The sequence below is a fragment of the Microbacterium sp. AC035 genome, assembly GCF_979258485.1.
The window spans coordinates 1,371,029-1,389,923 of the sequence record NZ_OZ409858.1; the positions used below are offsets into that span (position 1 = coordinate 1,371,029).

The window sequence follows — 18,895 nt, forward strand, 5'->3', positions numbered from 1 at the left end:
TCAGCTCCGGTCGCGCAGCCTCTGCGCGGCCGCGAGCACGCCGATGCCGAGGATGCCGTTGCGCATCCGCCCGTCGAGGACCGCTGCGACCGCGGCGTCGAGCGGAATCCACTCCACGCGGATGTCAGCCTCTTCGTCCTCACGAGCATGCGCGTTCTGCGCCGCTGAGACGCCGGTGGCGAGGAAGACGTGGATGAGCTCGTCGTTCCCGCCGGGAGTCGTCCACGTCGAGACGAGCGGCTCCCAGTGCGCCGCGACCAGATCCGCCTCTTCGGCGAGCTCGCGTCGAGCGGCCTCGAGCGGCTCCTCGCCAGCCACGTCGAGCAGCCCGGCAGGCAGCTCCCAGTCGCGGTGACGGATCGGATGCCGGTACTGCTGGATCAGCAGCACCCGCCCCTCGTCATCCAGAGCGAGGATCGCGACGGCGCCCGTGTGCGCGACGTACTGGCGGCGGATCTCTCCGTCGCCGTACCGCACCCGATCGTCGCGGACGTTCCACACGGCACCCTCGTATACGAGATCGCTGCGCAGAACCTCCGGTTCGAAGGGTTCGTCGCGCAGGTCGTCGAACTCAGGCATCGGCTCCGCCGAACTCATGCATCGGCTCCGCCGAACTCACGCATCGGCTCCGCCGAACTCACGCATCGGCTCCGCCGAACTCACGCATCGGCTTCGACGTCGAACAGCTCGCTGGAGCGGTGACGTTCGATCGCGGCTCCGACCAGCCCGCGGAACAGCGGGTGCGGCGCCGTCGGACGCGAACGGAGTTCCGGGTGCGCCTGCGTCGCGATGTAGTACGGGTGAACGTCGCGCGGCAGCTCGACGTACTCGACCAGATCGAGCTCGGGGTTCACGCCGGAGAACACGAGACCGGCCTCGGAGAGACGCGCACGGTAGGCGTTGTTGACCTCGTAGCGGTGACGGTGGCGCTCCGAGGCCTCGGGTGCGTCGTACAGCTCACGCGCCAGGGATCCCTCGGCGAGTGCGGCCTGGTAGAGACCGAGACGCATGGTGCCGCCGAGGTCGCCGCCGTCGAGGATCTCGACCTGCTCGGCCATCGTGGCGATGACGGGCTCCGTGGTCTGCGGATCGAACTCGCTCGAGGATGCGTCGGCGATGCCGGCCACGTCACGGGCATACTCGATGACCATGCACTGCAGGCCGAGGCAGAGGCCGAGCGTCGGGATGCCCTGCTCGCGCGCGAACTTCAGCGCCCCCAGCTTGCCCTCGATGCCGCGGATGCCGAATCCACCGGGGACGCAGATGCCGTCGAGCTCGCCGAGCTGCTCCTTCGCACCCTCAGGGGTCTCGCAGCGGTCCGACGGGATCCAGCGGATGTTGACCTTGGTCTCCTGAGCGAAACCGCCGGCCTTGAGCGCCTCGGTCACCGAGAGGTACGCATCGGGCAGGTCGATGTACTTGCCGACCAGACCGATGGTCACCTCGTGCTTGGGGTTGTGCACGGCGTGCAGCACCTTGCTCCAGCGCGTCCAGTCGACCTCATCGGCGGCCTTCTGATCGAGACCGAGGCGTCGCACGATGTACGAGTCGAGACCCTGGTCGTTGAGCGTCGACGGGATGTCATAGATGCTCGGCAGGTCGACCGTGTTGATGACGCCTTCGGCGTCGACGTCGCACATGAGAGCGATCTTGTTGCGGTTGCTCTCGCTCACCGGGCGGTCGCTGCGCAGCACGAGCGCGTCGGGCTGGATGCCGACCTGACGGAGAGCCGCGACGGAGTGCTGCGTCGGCTTGGTCTTCTGCTCGCCGGACGCCCCCATGAACGGAACCAGCGACACGTGCACGAAGAACACGCTGTCGCGGCCGAGTTCGTGGCGGAGCTGACGAGCCGACTCGAGGAACGGCTGCGACTCGATGTCGCCGACCGTGCCGCCGACCTCGGTGATGATCACGTCAGGACGCGGGTCTTCGGTCGCCTGCAGCCGCATGCGGCGCTTGATCTCATCGGTGATGTGCGGGATGACCTGCACGGTGTCGCCGAGGTACTCGCCGCGGCGCTCGCGGGCGATCACCTGAGAGTAGATCTGGCCGGTCGTGACATTGGCGGCCTCGGACAGGTTGATGTCGAGGAACCGCTCGTAGTGTCCGATGTCGAGGTCGGTCTCGGCGCCGTCGTCCGTGACGAAGACCTCGCCGTGCTGGAACGGGTTCATGGTGCCCGGATCGACGTTGAGGTACGGGTCGAGCTTCTGCATCACGACGCGGAGTCCGCGGGCCGTGAGGAGGTTGCCGAGGCTTGCGGCAGTCAGCCCTTTACCCAAAGACGAAACGACACCACCCGTCACAAAGATGTGCTTGGTCGTGTCGTTCTTGGGCCCCGCAGAAGAAGAGTTCATCACGGGCTTCGATCCTATCAGGAGGTGAGGGTGCCGAGGCTGAGAAGTTCTCGGGCGTGGGTGATGGCGGCATCCGAATCGGTCAATCCGGACAGCAGTCGGGCCATCTCGGCCTCGCGCTCCTGCCCCTCGAGACGGCGGACACTCGATGCGGTGACTGCGCCGTCGCTGGATTTGACGACCGAGAGATGGTTGGTGGCGAACGCGGCGACCTGAGCGAGGTGCGTCACCGCGATCACTTGGGACTTCTCTGCAAGTCGGGCGAGTCGTCGGCCGACCTCGATCGCCGCGGCACCGCCGATGCCGGCATCGACCTCGTCGAACACGAAGGTCGGCACGGGGTCGGTTCCGGCGATGACGACCTCGATCGCGAGCATCACGCGCGAGAGCTCACCGCCCGACGCACCCTTGCCGACAGCGCGGGGCTCGGCCCCCGGGTGGGGTGCGAGCAGGATGGCGACGTCGTCGCGACCGTGCGCGCTCTCCGTGCCCGGTGTCACCGCGACCTCGAGGGTCGCATCCGGCATCGCGAGCGCGTGGAGCTCCTCGCTGACGGCTACGCCGAGCCGAGAGGCAGCCGCTGTGCGCTCCGCCGTCAGGGCCTCAGCATGTGCATCGAGATCCGTACGGGCGGCATCGCGTTCGGCTTCGAGGCGCTCGAGTCGCTCGCCGTCGTCGTCGAGCTCAGCGAGCCTCGTCGATCCCGTCTGCCAGAGCTCGAGAGCCTCATCCAAAGAACCGTGCGCGCGGATCAGAGTGCCCAGAGCTGCCCGTCGCTCTTCGACGGCCGCCAGCTCGTGCGGTCCTGTCTCATCGAGATCGGCGAGGTAGGCCGAGAGTTGCCCTGCGACATCGGCGATGCGGTAGCCGATGTCGGCGAGAGCGGCCGAGATGTCGGTGAGAGCGGTGTCGGAGACGCGCTCGAGCACCCGACGGGCTTCGGCGATCAGAGCGGACGCATCCGGCTCGCCTTCTTCGCTCGAGAGGGCGCTGTGCGCGAGAGTGGCGGCCAGTCGCAGCTCTTCGGCGTTCGCCAGACGTTCTGCCCGCGCGGACAGCTCGACGTCCTCCCCCGGTTCGGGAGCAGCGGCCTCGATGAGTGCGAGCGCTTCGCGGAGGCGTGATGCCTCTTCGGCTCGGCGGTCGCGGTTCTCGGTGATGTCGGCGATCTCGGCATCCAGCTCGCGCCACCGCGTGAACGACGACGTGTAGGCGTCCAGCGCCTTGGCGATCGGCGCGCCTCCGAAGCGATCGAGGGCATCGCGCTGCGCCGCGGAGGAGCGCAGCCTCAGCTGCTCGGACTGACCGTGCACGACGACCAGCTCCTCGGCCAGAGCAGACAGCACTCCCGCCGGCGCCGCGCGTCCTCCGACGCTCGCGCGGCTGCGGCCCTCGGCGCTCAATGTGCGGGAGACGTACAGCTCAGCGACCCCGGAGCCTGCAGGCTCGAGATCTCCCCCGGCATCGGCGACGATGTCGGCGACGTCGCCCGTCTCAGGCACGATCCACACACCAGCAACGGATGCCTGTGCCGCACCGGCTCGTACGGCTCCGGAGTCGGCCCGCTGCCCGAGCAGCAGCCCGAGGCCGGTCACGACCATGGTCTTGCCCGCGCCGGTCTCGCCGGTGATCGCGGTGAATCCGGCGCCCAGGGGCAGCACGGCGTCGGCGATCACGCCGAGTCCCTGCATCCGCATCTCCTCGATCACGAGGCCGCCCCCTGTCCGCGCCATCCGGCGACCGGCAGCTGGAACTTGCGCACCAGTCGATTGGTGAACTCCGTGGGGTGCAGGCGCGCCAGACGCACCGGACGCGAGGACTTGCGCACCACGACACGTGCGCCCGGAGGCAGGTCATGCGAGCGGCGGCCGTCGCACCAGAGGATGCCGGAGCCCGACGTGCCCTCGAGCATCTCGATGGCCACGGCAGCGTCGGGGCTGACCACGAGCGGCTTGGCGAACAGCGCATGAGCCGACAGCGGCACGACCGCGATGGCCTCGACGCTGGGCCAGATCACCGGTCCGCCCGCCGAGAAGTTGTAGGCCGTCGATCCGGTCGGCGTGGACACGACCATGCCGTCGCAGCCGAAGCTCGACAGGGGAAGACCGTCGATCTCGAGCACGACCTCGATCATCCGCTCTCGGCTGGCTTTCTCGACCGTGGCCTCGTTGAGCGCGAAGGTCTCGTACACGACGGCACCGTCGACGTCTTTGACGCGCACCGACAGCGCCAGGCGCTCTTCGACTTCGTAGTCGCGATCGATGACGCGCCGCACAGCGGCATCCATGTCGTCCCGGTCGATCTCGGCGAGGAATCCGACGTGGCCCATGTTGATGCCGAGCACGGGGGCCGAGCAGCCGCGCACCAGTTCGGCGGCGCGCAGGATCGTGCCGTCGCCGCCGAGTACGATCGCGAGTTCGAGCTCGTCCTGCTGCACCGTCTCGCCGAGTATGTCGACATCGGCGAAATGGGGGTCGACGGCTCGCAGATCGCCGCTCTCATCGGGTGGGAGCACCGGGCGCGCGCCGGCACCGCGGAGTTCGTCGACGACCTTGCGGGCTGCCTCGACGGTGGCCTCCCGGCCGGCGTGGGCGACGACCAGGATGTTGCGCTCGTTCATCGTCTCCCTGCCAGTGCGTTGATGCGGTCTGACCATTCTGACGGATCGCTGCCGCGCCCCGGCGCGAGGTGCAGGAGATACTCCGAGTTGCCGTGCGTTCCGAGGATCGGCGAGGTCAGGATGCCGAGCATGCTCAGTCCGGCATCCCACGCGCTCCACGCTGTCCGCGCGACCGCGTCCGCCCGTGTGGCCGGATCGGTGACGAGTCCACCGCGCACCGCGGTGCGGCCGACTTCGAACTGCGGCTTCACGAGCAGGACGATGTCTGCACTCGCCGCGGCGACCGAGGCGACCGCAGGCAGCACGTGCTCGAGGGAGATGAACGACAGATCGCCGACGATGAGGTCGGGAGCCTCCGGTTCGCCAGTGACCTCCTGCAGGTTCTCGGGAGTCATGTGGCGGACGTTGTAGCCCTCGACGACCACGACGCCGGCGTCGGATGCCACGGCTGCGGCCATCTGGTCGTGCCCCACGTCGACGGCGAGAACACGCCGCGCTCCGCGCTCACGAAGCACCTGTGTGAAGCCGCCGGTGGATGCACCCATGTCCAGCGCGAGGCGGCCTTCGGCGGAGATTCCGAATCCGTCGACAGCGGCGATCAGCTTGTGTGCTCCCCGACCGACGTAATGATCGGCGCCGGCGACGGTGATCTCCGCGGAGTCTGCGACCGGCGTCGAGGCCTTCACCACGGGGCGACCGTCGATGCTCACGAGACCGCCCGCGATGAGCGTCGCCGCGTGCGTGCGCGAGCGAGCGAGACCTCGCGCGGCGAGGGCGGCGTCGAGTCGCGTCATCGGGAGCCCGGCGCGTCGCGCTGGTCGAGCTTCGCACCGCTGTCGAGGCGGCGGGACAGTTCGTCATGCAGCCCGGAGTATGCGTCTGCCCTGGCAGCGAGAGGCTGCCCCTCGATCAGGCGCAGGCGACTCCACAGACCGTCGGTCGGTGCGTTCGTCGTCTCATCGCTCACGCTTCTACTGTACGCGGCGGCGCCGACACGTCGGCGGAGGCACGGCGACGCGACGCACGCCGGTCAGGGCCGATGGAACGGGTCGTCGTAGAGGCGCTCGGGCACTCGCAGCACGAACACCGGTGTTCCGGAGGCCCAGATCGCGGATGCGCCGGCACGAAGCAGATCGATCTGCGAATCTCCCTCCGCGATGATCTCGACGTCGGCGCCGACGACACGCACGGATGCGGCGTTGACCGAGTGGACGCCGTCTTTCGACGTCACCTCCGGGTACGGCTGGTGCAGTTCGCGAAGGTCGCTGAGGATGTACTTCGGGCGCGACCCCTCAGGCGCGGCGAGCACGTGCTTCGGTCGATCGATGCCGGTGAGCACCAATGCAGAGTCGATTCCTGCACGGACAGCCCCGAGGATGTCCGTGTCGAGGCGGTCGCCGATGAACAGCGGCTTCTTCGCCCCGAATCGCTCTGTCGCCTCTTCGAAGATCGGGGTCTCCGGCTTGCCGGCGACGGTGGCGAGCCGGCCGATCGCTGTGTGCACAGCAGACACGAGCGTCCCGTTGCCCGGGGCGACGCCGCGCTCCCGCGGGATCGTCCAATCGGTGTTGGTGGCGATCCACGGGATGCCGCCCTCCTCCTCCGGGACCTTCAGCGCGAAAGCCGCCTCGGCGAGATCCGTCCACGCGACCTCGGGGGCGAAGCCCTGTACGACGGCATCCGGAGCATCTTCGGCGCTGCGAGTGACGGTGTAGCCCGCCTTCTCCGCCTCGTCGACGAGTCCTGCTCCGCCCACGATCAGAAGTGTGGCGGGTGGCGGGACGATACCGGCCAGCAGCCGCATCGCGGCCTGCGGACTGGTGATCACGTCAGCGGGTGCCACGTCGAGACCCAGACTGCTCAGGTGCTCGGCGACCGACGCGTCGGTACGCGACGCGTTGTTCGTGATGTACCCGAGCCGCGCGGTCGACGCCGCGGCGTTGAGGCTCTCCACCGCATGCGGCAGAGCACCAGGGCCCGCGTAGACGACGCCATCCAGATCAGCCAGCACGGCGTCCACGCCGACGAGCGGGGTGCGCAACGCGGGCTTCTTGGAGAACAGCCCCACTACGCCTCCTTCGGCGACTCGGATGCTGCGGAGCCCGCGTCCGTGTCGCTCGCGTTCGAGTCGTCGGCGTCAGCGTCGTCTTCGCCGAGCAGCTCACGGACCTCGTCGTCGATGGACGGCTCAGGCTCGTCGGCGTCAGCAACATCGACGTCAGTAGCATTTTCGCCGTCCGCGTCAGCATCATCCACCTCGGCATCAGCATCAGCATCAGCACCAGCACCAGCACCAGCACCAGCACCAGCACCAGCATCAGCATCAGCACCAGCACCAGCATCAGCATCCTCGAAGTCGCCTTCGATGAGGCCGTCCTCGATGAGGATCTCCTCGTCACCCGCCTCGTCGACACCGAGTGCCTCGGCAGCCACCTCTGCGCGGTGTGCCCAGAACTCGGCTTCGTCGTTTCGTCCGAGATCCTCGAGCACCGCTGCACGGGCAGCGAACAGCGCGGGGCTCCACTCGAACGCGCGATCGGGGTCGAGCTCGGGAATCTCGAGTTCGCCGAGCGCGAGCTCGAGGTCTCCCTGATCGAGGCGCGCACCCGACATCGCGATCGCCAGAGATACACGAACCGGGGTGGTGAGTGCAGCGCGGTCGACGGCACGACCGGTCTCGAGCGCGCGGTCGGGGCGACCGATTCCACGCTCGCTGTCGACCATCAGCGCGATCTGGTCGTCCTTACCGGAGATGCGACGGTATGTGCGCAGCTCGCGAAGGGCCAGAGCGAAGTCTCCAGTCGCGTATGCAGTAATCCCGAGCGTCTCGCGGACGATCGCGATACGGCCGGCACGGCGAGAAGCAGCGAGAGCATGCTCGTGTGCGCGCGCCGGATCCTCATCGATGAGCTGAGACGCCATGGCGAGGTGACGCGCGACCAGCTCCGCGTTCTCCTTGCTGAGAGTCTTCAGCTCGTTGCGGGCAGAGGTGTGCAGGTCCCGGGCCGTGACCTCGTCCGGGATGTGCGGGTCGTTGAAACGCGGCCGATCCCCATCAGCCTGAATCGGACGTTCGCGACCCGCTCCCCCGCGCTGCGGGTAGGAACGCGACGAGTCGCGGTCCTGTCCACCGTCACGGTTGTAGCCGCTGGCACGAGGGGCTCCGCCGTCGCGGTTGTAGCCACCGGAACGGGGGGCGTCGCCGTCGCGGCGCGGGGCACCGCCGTCACGGTTGTACCCACCAGAGCGCGGGGCGTCGCCATCGCGACGCGGGGCACCACCGTCACGGTTGTAGCCGCCCGAGCGCGGAGCACCACCGTCACGGTTGTACCCACCGGAACGCGGAGCACCACCATCACGGTTGTACCCACCGGAACGGGGAGCGTCGCCATCGCGGCGCGGTGCACCACCATCACGGTTGTACCCACCGGAACGCGGAGCACCACCATCACGGTTGTAGCCGCCCGAGCGCGGAGCGCCGCCGTCACGGTTGTACCCACCGGAACGGGGAGCGTCGCCATCGCGGCGCGGGGCACCGCCGTCACGGTTGTACCCACCGGAACGCGGTGCACCACCATCACGGTTGTACCCACCGGAACGCGGAGCGCCGCCGTCACGGTTGTACCCACCGGAACGGGGAGCGTCGCCATCGCGGCGCGGGGCACCGCCGTCACGGTTGTAGCCGCCCGAGCGCGGTGCACCACCATCACGGTTGTACCCACCGGAACGGGGAGCGTCGCCATCGCGGCGCGGGGCACCGCCGTCACGGTTGTAGCCGCCAGAGCGCGGAGCGCCACCGTCACGGTTGTACCCACCGGAACGAGGAGCACCACCGTCACGGTTGTCACGGTTGTACCCACCCGAACGCGACGCACCACCGTCACGGTTGTAGCCGCCAGAGCGAGGAGCGTCGCCGTCACGGCGCGGGGCACCACCGTCACGGTTGTACCCACCCGAACGGGGTGCACCACCATCACGGCTGTACCCACCCGAACGAGGAGCAGCACTGTCGCGGTTATAGCCACTCGAACGAGGTGCGTCGCCATCGCGGCGCGGAGCACCACCATCACGGTTGTACCCACCCGAACGGGGTGCACCACCATCACGGTTGTACCCACCCGAACGAGGAGCGCCGCCGTCACGGTTGTAACCACCAGAGCGAGGAGCACCACCATCGCGGTTGTCACGGTTGTACCCACCCGAACGCGGCGCCCCGCCGTCGCGGTTGTACCCACCGGAGCGCGGAGCGTCGTTATCACGGCGCGGAGCGCCACCATCACGGCTGTACCCACCGGAACGAGGGGCACCACCATCTCGGTTATAGCCACCCTCGCGTCGGGGCGCGTCATCACGACGCGGACCGCTGCTGCGGTTCTGATCAGAGCGTCCCCCGGAAGGTCGGTGACCGCGCGATCCATTGTCGTCGTTGCGACGCGGACGGCGCTCTTCCTCTTCCGGCATGATGCTCCCTGTTCTAGATGTTGTTAACGCAAAATGGCCACCCAACGATGGGTGGCCATTTGCTTAAAAGAAGTCCGGCGGTGTCCTACTCTCCCACAGGGTCCCCCCTGCAGTACCATCGGCGCTGTGAGGCTTAGCTTCCGGGTTCGGAATGTAACCGGGCGTTTCCCTCACGCTATGGCCGCCGAAACACTATAGATGTTTCAATCAAAACACATAACAAAGTCATTGTCATGCGGTTCTCGACCGTACATCGAGAACCACTCAGTGGACGCGTAGCACCAACAAACGGTGTGTTATCAAGTCATCGGCTTATTAGTACCAGTCAGCTGCATGCATTACTGCACTTCCACATCTGGCCTATCAACCCAGTAGTCTGGCTGGGAGCCTCTCACCCGAAGGTATGGAAATCTCATCTTGAGGCCGGCTTCCCGCTTAGATGCTTTCAGCGGTTATCCATCCCGAACGTAGCTAATCAGCGGTGCTCCTGGCGGAACAACTGACACACCAGAGGTTCGTCCAACCCGGTCCTCTCGTACTAGGGTCAGATCCTCTCAAATTTCCTACGCGCGCAGCGGATAGGGACCGAACTGTCTCACGACGTTCTAAACCCAGCTCGCGTACCGCTTTAATGGGCGAACAGCCCAACCCTTGGGACCTACTCCAGCCCCAGGATGCGACGAGCCGACATCGAGGTGCCAAACCATGCCGTCGATATGGACTCTTGGGCAAGATCAGCCTGTTATCCCCGAGGTACCTTTTATCCGTTGAGCGACAGCGCTTCCACAAGCCACTGCCGGATCACTAGTCCCGACTTTCGTCCCTGCTCGACCTGTCAGTCTCACAGTCAAGCTCCCTTGTGCACTTACACTCGACACCTGATTGCCAACCAGGTTGAGGGAACCTTTGGGCGCCTCCGTTACTTTTTGGGAGGCAACCGCCCCAGTTAAACTACCCACCATGCACTGTCCCTGAACCGGATTACGGTTCGAAGTTAGATATCCAGAGTGACCAGAGTGGTATTTCAACAATGACTCCACATGAACTGGCGTCCATGCTTCACAGTCTCCCACCTATCCTACACAAGCCACACCGAACACCAATACAAAGCTATAGTAAAGGTCACGGGGTCTTTCCGTCCTGCTGCGCGTAACGAGCATCTTTACTCGTAATGCAATTTCGCCGAGTTCGCGGTTGAGACAGTTGGGAAGTCGTTACGCCATTCGTGCAGGTCGGAACTTACCCGACAAGGAATTTCGCTACCTTAGGATGGTTATAGTTACCACCGCCGTTTACTGGGGCTTAAATTCTCAGCTTCGCCTTGCGGCTAACCGGTCCTCTTAACCTTCCAGCACCGGGCAGGCGTCAGTCCGTATACATCGTCTTGCGACTTGGCACGGACCTGTGTTTTTAGTAAACAGTCGCTACCCACTAGTCTCTGCGGCCTCCAAACGCTTTCGGAGCAAGTCCTAATACGCCGAAGGCCCCCCTTCTCCCGAAGTTACGGGGGCATTTTGCCGAGTTCCTTAACCACGATTCTCTCGATCTCCTTGGTATTCTCTACCTGACCACCTGAGTCGGTTTGGGGTACGGGCGGCTTGAACCTCGCGTCGATGCTTTTCTTGGCAGCATAGGATCATCCACTTTCTATCCGCATCGTGTCTCAGCCTATGTGAGAGACGGATTTGCCTATCTCTCGGCCTACGCACTTGCACCGGGACAACCATCGCCCGGCTGGACTACCTTCCTGCGTCACACCTGTTAATACGCTAACCGCACCAGAATGGGGTCGTGCGCTAGGCCCAACGCGTCACCCCGAAGGGATCAGTCACTGGGATTCAGACACTTAGCACTACTGGATTAGCTTGGGCGGTTCTTCGCCGGTACGGGAATATCAACCCGTTGTCCATCGACTACGCCTGTCGGCCTCGCCTTAGGTCCCGACTTACCCAGGGAAGATTAGCTTGACCCTGGAACCCTTGGTCTTTCGGAGGACGTGTTTCTCACACGTCTTTCGCTACTCATGCCTGCATTCTCACTCGTGTAGCCTCCACGGCTGGTTTACACCGCCGCTTCGCTGGCCACACGACGCTCTCCTACCCATCAACACGGCTGGACCACGAAGGCCTACCAATAATGTCAATGCCACAACTTCGGTGGCGTGCTTGAGCCCCGTTACATTGTCGGCGCGGAATCACTTGACCAGTGAGCTATTACGCACTCTTTCAAGGGTGGCTGCTTCTAAGCCAACCTCCTGGTTGTCAAGGCAACTCCACATCCTTTCCCACTTAGCACGCGCTTTGGGACCTTAGTTGGTGGTCTGGGTTGTTTCCCTCTCGACTATGAAGCTTATCCCCCACAGTCTCACTGCTGCGCTCTCACTTACCGGCATTCGGAGTTTGGCTGACGTCAGTAACCTTGTAGGGCCCATCGGCCATCCAGTAGCTCTACCTCCGGCAAGAAACACGCAACGCTGCACCTAAATGCATTTCGGAGAGAACCAGCTATCACGAAGTTTGATTGGCCTTTCACCCCTATCCACAGCTCATCCCCTCAGTTTTCAACCTAAGTGGGTTCGGTCCTCCACGACGTCTTACCGTCGCTTCAACCTGGCCATGGATAGATCACTTCGCTTCGGGTCTAGGACATGCGACTGAATCGCCCTATTCAGACTCGCTTTCGCTACGGCTACCCCTCAACGGGTTAACCTCGCCACATATCGCTAACTCGCAGGCTCATTCTTCAAAAGGCACGCTGTCACAGCTACTAAGGCTGCTCCAACGGTTTGTAAGCAAACGGTTTCAGGTACTATTTCACTCCCCTCCCGGGGTACTTTTCACCTTTCCCTCACGGTACTTGTCCGCTATCGGTCATCTGGGAGTATTTAGGCTTATCAGGTGGTCCTGACAGATTCACACGGGATTTCACGGGCCCCGTGCTACTTGGGATACTCTTCGCGCCAAGGGAGGCATTTCGACTACGGGGTTGTCACCCTCTATGACCGGCCTTTCAAGACCGTTCGTCTATACCTTCTTGTAACGCCGCCATCTCGGCAGAGATGACTGAAAAGTCCCACAACCCCCAACGTGCAACGCCTGCCGGCTATCACACACGCTAGGTTTAGCCTGTTCCGGTTTCGCTCGCCACTACTAACGGAATCGCGGTTGCTTTCTCTTCCTGTGGGTACTGAGATGTTTCACTTCCCCACGTTCCCTCTACCCGCCCTATATATTCAGGCGGGAGTCACTAGGTCGGCACGCCGCCCAGCGGGGTTTCCCCATTCGGACACCCTCGGATCAAAACTTGCTTATCAGTTCCCCGAGGCTTATCGCAGATTGCTACGTCCTTCTTCGGCTCCAGATGCCAAGGCATTCACCGTTTGCTCTTAAAGACTTGATAAATCACATGAGTTTGAATCAGAATCGACACCAGACACAAAGGCCTGGCTTGAAATTGACTAATGATCTTTAAGATCATCTTGTGCAACCGACCGAAGCCGGCTGCAAGATGCTCGCGTCCACTGTGTAGTTCTCAAAGTACGGGCGGTACCCCTTCTCACCTCCCCCACAGGGGAAACAACAAGAGGCCCAGAGGTACAGAAACGATCCGAAGATCGCATCCGGTCCCTCAGGACCCAACAGCGTGCAGATGCGACCTCCGAAACCCTCCCCGTTCCCACCGCAAGCGGTGTACTAAGAGAAACCTTCATCCTTCGCACCATGTCAAATGTTCCACCCATGAGCTCCCAGCGAAGAACGTATGCCTTCGATCTGGGTTCTGGACTCCGAAGAGTCAGATGCTCCTTAGAAAGGAGGTGATCCAGCCGCACCTTCCGGTACGGCTACCTTGTTACGACTTAGTCCTAATTACCGATCCCACCTTCGACGGCTCCCTCCACAAGGGTTAGGCCACCGGCTTCAGGTGTTACCGACTTTCATGACTTGACGGGCGGTGTGTACAAGACCCGGGAACGTATTCACCGCAGCGTTGCTGATCTGCGATTACTAGCGACTCCGACTTCATGAGGTCGAGTTGCAGACCTCAATCCGAACTGGGACCGGCTTTTTGGGATTCGCTCCACCTCGCGGTATTGCAGCCCTTTGTACCGGCCATTGTAGCATGCGTGAAGCCCAAGACATAAGGGGCATGATGATTTGACGTCATCCCCACCTTCCTCCGAGTTGACCCCGGCAGTATCCCATGAGTTCCCACCATTACGTGCTGGCAACATAGAACGAGGGTTGCGCTCGTTGCGGGACTTAACCCAACATCTCACGACACGAGCTGACGACAACCATGCACCACCTGTTTACGAGTGTCCAAAGAGTTGACCATTTCTGGCCCGTTCTCGTATATGTCAAGCCTTGGTAAGGTTCTTCGCGTTGCATCGAATTAATCCGCATGCTCCGCCGCTTGTGCGGGTCCCCGTCAATTCCTTTGAGTTTTAGCCTTGCGGCCGTACTCCCCAGGCGGGGAACTTAATGCGTTAGCTGCGTCACGGAATCCGTGGAATGGACCCCACAACTAGTTCCCAACGTTTACGGGGTGGACTACCAGGGTATCTAAGCCTGTTTGCTCCCCACCCTTTCGCTCCTCAGCGTCAGTTACGGCCCAGAGATCTGCCTTCGCCATCGGTGTTCCTCCTGATATCTGCGCATTCCACCGCTACACCAGGAATTCCAATCTCCCCTACCGCACTCTAGTCTGCCCGTACCCACTGCAGGCCGGAGGTTGAGCCTCCGGATTTCACAGCAGACGCGACAAACCGCCTACGAGCTCTTTACGCCCAATAATTCCGGATAACGCTTGCGCCCTACGTATTACCGCGGCTGCTGGCACGTAGTTAGCCGGCGCTTTTTCTGCAGGTACCGTCACTTTCGCTTCTTCCCTGCTAAAAGAGGTTTACAACCCGAAGGCCGTCATCCCTCACGCGGCGTTGCTGCATCAGGCTTGCGCCCATTGTGCAATATTCCCCACTGCTGCCTCCCGTAGGAGTCTGGGCCGTGTCTCAGTCCCAGTGTGGCCGGTCACCCTCTCAGGCCGGCTACCCGTCGACGCCTTGGTGAGCCATTACCTCACCAACAAGCTGATAGGCCGCGAGCCCATCCCCAACCAATAAATCTTTCCAGTAGCTGACCATGCGGTCGCTACTCGTATCCAGTATTAGACGCCGTTTCCAGCGCTTATCCCAGAGTCAGGGGCAGGTTGCTCACGTGTTACTCACCCGTTCGCCACTGATCCCACAGAGCAAGCTCCGTGTTCACCGTTCGACTTGCATGTGTTAAGCACGCCGCCAGCGTTCATCCTGAGCCAGGATCAAACTCTCCGTAAAAAAGAAATGCATACGACACCGGGAAAACGGTGACGCAGCGAGTTTGATGCTGACCAAAGAGACAAATTCATTGCTGACTTCATCCGAATGCCAACCCCACAAGGAGGTTGGTCTTTGATCCAAAGGAATTCTCACCCAGCCGAAGCTAGACGAGGATAATTTGGCATTTGACAAGTGCACGCTGTTGAGTTCTCAAGGATCGGATGCTCCCACGACCCAGTCATCACAACCAGGCCCGAAGGGCAACTTCTCTATCTTAGCCATCCCGTCCCGCTTGTCAAATCAGCGCGCCGTGCGGATCTTGGATCCGCTGCGCAGCCGGTGACAGCCGCAGATGGGGTGGATCTCCCATCCTAGACGCAGGCGTCTGTTCTCACAAGTGAGTGGATCGGGAGGTGGTTCTCCGCTTGAGGGGGGTGAAGCTCTTGGCTCCTCCGCTTCCCTGTGGGGCGAACAAGTAATAAGTTACGTGGGTTCCGGGCTTCTGGCAAATCGGGCCACCACCCCCGGGCGTGTCGTTGCCCACCCCGGCGCGGCTTTTCCCAGTCCAGCGGCGGTATTCCGTCCCGATCGGTGCCACGAGTACGATCGCAGCGTGAACGAGCCCATGAATCCCTCCCCCGCCACCGTGCTGCTGCAGAGGGTGTGGGCAGACCTCGGCATCGAGCCCGACGTCGCCGACATCGGCACCCCACCCCCGCGTCCCGTGCCTCTTCCGTCACGCCTGGCGACCGGAGATCTTGCGTGGGCGAGCGTGCGCGCCGTGTGCATGGCTTCCGGCATCCGCGCCCTTCCCGACCCCGACCGCATCGCCGTCGCCTATCGGAGTGATCGGGCTCTCACCATCGACGGTCTCCCACCGGATGTCTGGTCGCCGTACTCAGGGTTCTTCCGCGCATCCGACGGATGGATCCGCACCCACGGAAACTATCCGCACCACGCGAGGCGCCTCCGGACCGGGCTCGGCCTCGCGGCGGGCGACGACATCGACGATGTGCGCGCCACCATCCTCCCGTTGACGACCGCTGAAGCGGTCGATCGGATCGCGTCGGCGCGCGGACTCGCCGTTCCCGTGCTTCCGGAGAACCCGAACCACGATGCGCGCCTGCGCGCTGCTCCCCTGCTCGAGGTCGAGCGGATGGGCCCGTCCCCTCGTGACGGACACCACGTGTCCGATGATCGAGATCGTCACGCGCCGCTCGCCGGGGTGCGGGTGCTCGACCTCACCCGGGTGATCGCCGGCCCCGTCTGCACCCGCACTCTCGCACTTCTGGGCGCTGACGTGCTTCGCCTCGACCCTCCGCATCTGGTCGAACCCGACTGGCAGCATTTCGATACCGGTCATGGCAAGAGATCTGCACTGCTCGACGCCGGCACCGATCGGTTCGAGGAACTGCTCGCAGCGGCCGACGTGCTGGTTCTGGGGTACCGCCCGGCATCCCTCGATCGGCTCGGTCTTTCGGCCTCGGCACTGCTCGAACGCCATCCGAACCTCGTGATCGCCCAACTCAGTGCGTGGGGCATCGACGAGCCGTCCCGCGCCGGATTCGACAGTCTGGTGCAGGCCGAGTCCGGTATCGCCATGATCGAGACCCTCGACGGGGACCGCCCCGGAGTTCTGCCTGCACAGGCTCTCGACCACAGTGCCGGGTATCTCCTCGCGACCGCAGTCCTCTTGCTGCGCGAACGTCAACGGCGTGAGGGCGGAGGATGGGTGGTGCGAACCTCACTGCGTCGGGTCGCGGCCGAGCTTCTGGGAATGCCGCGGTCCTCCCAGCCGGAAGCGATGCGGGAGCCGGATCTCGCCGCCCACACGGCCACGTTCGAGGTCGACGGACAGACGGTCACCACTGCCGCGTCTGTGCTTCCCGGCCTGGCGTTCGCCGCTCCCCACGGCTGGGGATCCGATCAGCCGCGTTGGCGAACGCGTCGGAACAGCGGCAGCGAGAGACAGAGCGCGAACGTGAGCGCACCCCACAGCGCACACGCCGGCGGCAGCATCCGATAGGCCAGATGCTGATACGTGAACTGCTCGGTGAACGGTCCGTATGCCGCGTATCCGAGGAGCCACGCAGTGACGAGCACCACGGGAAGCGACAGCCACCATGCGGCTCGGACGGCCCCTGGGATCACCCGCTCTACGCCTTCGCGTTCGTCAGCACGATGCAGCCGGCGGATGGCCCAGATGCCGATGACGAGCAGCCCGATCACGCTCGATCCGTGCTGCAGCCACTTGTACCCGGTGAGCGGCCCCCACATGTCGTCAAGAGCGGGGAGCGCATCCACTCCCCATCGCCCTTCGTGCGTGAAGAGATCCCAGACGATGTGCGTCAGAACGCCCAGCACCAGCGACGCTGCGAGCCAGACCGGATAGAGCCGGTTCTGCGCCCCGACGCCGACAGCCGCTCTCGCAGCCCCGATGCCGGACTCCGACCAGCCGGCGGGCAGTCGCCGAGCCAGCCAGCGCGGCGACAGCTCGCCGACCGCCGGCCGCAGCACCACTCGCCAGACCAGGAACAGCGCGAAGGCGACCAGCGCGGTCCAGAGGACGTTGCCGAACGTGTGGGTGAACGAGTACTGGAGGCCGATTCCCCGCAGGAACAGCGGAAGATCCGGAGTCATGGCGCCGATCGCGATCGCTGCCGGCACGAGCGGGGTGCGGATGAAGGGCAGGGCGACCAGCGCGTGACTCGGCGTGAACGGCATCGGCTCTCCTGACGAGCTGTGGCGATGAGATGCGTGACGGCGGTCGCCCGAGGTTCCTCGGACGACCGCCGTCACGCGATCAACGACGGATCCTCAGGCGAGGAAGATTCCTGCAAGGGTCTTCTTGCCACGACGGAGCACGGAGACCCCGCCGGGCAGAGTTCCCTGCACAGTGGCCGAGTCGTCCTCGACGCGTTCGCCGTCGAGCGACACCCCGCCTTGACTGATCGCGCGGCGCGCTTCGGACAGGCTGGAGACCAGCCCGGTGGCGACGAGCGCATCCACCACCGGCGAACCGGCGTCGACTGTCGCGTGCGGGAGCTCTTCGAGGGCGGTGCGCAGCGTCGACGCGTCGAGCGCGGCCAGGTCACCCTGACCGAACAGCGCTTCGGATGCCGCGATCACGGCGGCTGTCGCATCGATTCCGTGGACGGTCGCCACGACCTCGAGCGCGAGGCGCTTCTGCGCCGCACGACGGAACGGCTCGGACTCGACGAGAGCCTCGTACTCCTCGATCTCGGCGCGAGTCAGGAACGTGAACACCTTGAGCCGCTCGATCACGTCGGCGTCCGCCGTGCTGAGCCAGAACTGGTACATCCGGTAGGGGCTGCACATCTCGGCATCGAGCCAGATCGCGTTGCCCTCGCTCTTGCCGAACTTGGTTCCATCGCTGTTGGTGATCAGCGGTGTGCCGATCGCGTGCGCGGACACCCCCTCGGCGCGACGGATGAGGTCGGTGCCGCTGGTCAGGTTGCCCCACTGGTCGGAACCACCCGTCTGCAGAACGCAGTCGTACTGCCGGTACAGCTCGAGGAAGTCCATCCCCTGCAGGATCTGGTAGCTGAACTCGGTGTAGCTGATGCCCTCATCCGAGTTCAGACGCGCGGCGACAGCATCCTTCTTGAGCATCGTGCCCACACGGTAGTGCTTGCCGATCTCGCGCAGGAAGTCGATCGCCGACAGCGGCGCCGTCCAGTCGAGGTTGTTGACGATGCGTGCGGCGTTCTCGCCCTCGAAGCTCAGGTAGCGCTCGACCTGCGTCCGCAGGCGCCCCACCCACTCCTCCACCGTCTCGCGTGTGTTCAGCGTGCGCTCCGCCGTGGGCCGAGGGTCGCCGATCAGACCGGTGGAGCCGCCGACGAGGCCGAGCGGCTTGTGGCCGGCGAGCTGGATGCGGCGCAGCGTCAGCAGCTGCACCAGGTTTCCGAGGTGCAGGCTGGCAGCTGTCGGGTCGAAACCGCAGTAATACGTGATCGGGTCCCCGGCGAGAAGGGCGCGCAGCGCCTCCTGGTCAGTGGACACGTGGACGAGGCCGCGCCACAGCAGTTCGTCCCACACGTTCTCGAACGTGGGGTCGATCGCCGGCGGGGCGGTCGTCAGAGCGGAATTCGACACGCGCCCCAGGCTATCAGCGGTCGG

General features: G+C 64.2%; 12 protein-coding genes and 3 rRNA genes. 2 read left to right on the forward strand and 13 right to left on the reverse strand.

All coding sequences use genetic code 11. The annotated features are described in order from the left end of the window. The 8 genes from ACZ0AA_RS06665 to ACZ0AA_RS06700 all read right to left on the reverse strand — a co-directional run bounded on the left by ACZ0AA_RS06665 (position 1) and on the right by ACZ0AA_RS06700 (position 7,899). Positions 1–579, reverse strand: a complete 579-nt coding sequence (locus ACZ0AA_RS06665; RefSeq protein WP_400859593.1) for an NUDIX domain-containing protein — start codon at positions 577–579, stop codon at positions 1–3. 80 nt (positions 580–659) lie between these two features. Next, complete coding sequence (locus ACZ0AA_RS06670; RefSeq protein WP_400859591.1) at positions 660–2,357, reverse strand: CTP synthase; 1,698 nt, start codon at positions 2,355–2,357, stop codon at positions 660–662. A 17-nt stretch (positions 2,358–2,374) separates the two neighbouring features. Continuing rightward, positions 2,375–4,066, reverse strand: a complete 1,692-nt coding sequence (recN, locus tag ACZ0AA_RS06675) for a DNA repair protein RecN (RefSeq protein WP_463513829.1) — start codon at positions 4,064–4,066, stop codon at positions 2,375–2,377. Then, positions 4,063–4,977, reverse strand: coding sequence for an NAD kinase (locus tag ACZ0AA_RS06680; protein ID WP_400859589.1), 915 nt, complete (start codon positions 4,975–4,977; stop codon positions 4,063–4,065). Before ACZ0AA_RS06680 ends, recN begins: the two co-directional genes overlap by 4 nt. Then, positions 4,974–5,771, reverse strand: coding sequence for a TlyA family RNA methyltransferase (locus ACZ0AA_RS06685; protein WP_463512470.1), 798 nt, complete (start codon positions 5,769–5,771; stop codon positions 4,974–4,976). The genes ACZ0AA_RS06680 and ACZ0AA_RS06685 overlap by 4 nt, the downstream gene beginning before the upstream one ends. Next, positions 5,768–5,944, reverse strand: coding sequence for a hypothetical protein (locus ACZ0AA_RS06690; RefSeq protein WP_290161889.1), 177 nt, complete (start codon positions 5,942–5,944; stop codon positions 5,768–5,770). Before ACZ0AA_RS06690 ends, ACZ0AA_RS06685 begins: the two co-directional genes overlap by 4 nt. A 63-nt stretch (positions 5,945–6,007) precedes the next feature. Then, on the reverse strand, positions 6,008–7,045 hold the full coding sequence (locus ACZ0AA_RS06695) for an HAD-IIA family hydrolase (RefSeq protein WP_463512471.1): 1,038 nt from the start codon (positions 7,043–7,045) through the stop codon (positions 6,008–6,010). After that, positions 7,045–7,899, reverse strand: a complete 855-nt coding sequence (locus tag ACZ0AA_RS06700; RefSeq protein ID WP_463512472.1) for a hypothetical protein — start codon at positions 7,897–7,899, stop codon at positions 7,045–7,047. The genes ACZ0AA_RS06695 and ACZ0AA_RS06700 overlap by 1 nt, the downstream gene beginning before the upstream one ends. A gap of 102 nt (positions 7,900–8,001) precedes the next feature. Between ACZ0AA_RS06700 and ACZ0AA_RS06705 the strand changes: the two genes are divergently transcribed. Further along, positions 8,002–9,465 (forward strand): hypothetical protein, encoded by a 1,464-nt coding sequence (locus tag ACZ0AA_RS06705; protein WP_463512473.1) that lies wholly within the window; start codon positions 8,002–8,004, stop codon positions 9,463–9,465. A 45-nt stretch (positions 9,466–9,510) separates the two neighbouring features. Here ACZ0AA_RS06705 and rrf read toward each other — a convergent pair. The 3 genes from rrf to ACZ0AA_RS06720 form a co-directional block, all read right to left on the reverse strand. Further along, positions 9,511–9,627: ribosomal RNA gene (gene rrf, locus ACZ0AA_RS06710) — 5S ribosomal RNA — on the reverse strand. A gap of 106 nt (positions 9,628–9,733) precedes the next feature. After that, positions 9,734–12,837, reverse strand: a 23S ribosomal RNA gene (locus ACZ0AA_RS06715). 408 nt (positions 12,838–13,245) lie between these two features. Beyond that, positions 13,246–14,770 (reverse strand): 16S ribosomal RNA (locus ACZ0AA_RS06720). Together the 16S, 23S and 5S rRNA genes form the textbook arrangement of a ribosomal RNA operon. A gap of 595 nt (positions 14,771–15,365) precedes the next feature. Here ACZ0AA_RS06720 and ACZ0AA_RS06725 point away from each other — a divergent pair. After that, the gene (locus ACZ0AA_RS06725) at positions 15,366–16,778 is read left to right on the forward strand and encodes a CoA transferase (RefSeq protein WP_463512474.1); all 1,413 of its coding nucleotides are present in this window, start codon (positions 15,366–15,368) and stop codon (positions 16,776–16,778) included. Here the strand turns inward: ACZ0AA_RS06725 and ACZ0AA_RS06730 are convergent. Continuing rightward, entirely contained in the window at positions 16,679–17,476 is a 798-nt protein-coding gene (locus tag ACZ0AA_RS06730; RefSeq protein WP_463512475.1) for a DUF4184 family protein, read from the reverse strand. The two genes, ACZ0AA_RS06725 and ACZ0AA_RS06730, sit on opposite strands and share 100 nt — an antisense overlap. Before the next feature lie 93 nt (positions 17,477–17,569). Beyond that, positions 17,570–18,871, reverse strand: coding sequence for a tyrosine--tRNA ligase (gene tyrS / locus ACZ0AA_RS06735; protein ID WP_463512476.1), 1,302 nt, complete (start codon positions 18,869–18,871; stop codon positions 17,570–17,572). Between the last annotated feature and the right edge of the window lie 24 nt (positions 18,872–18,895).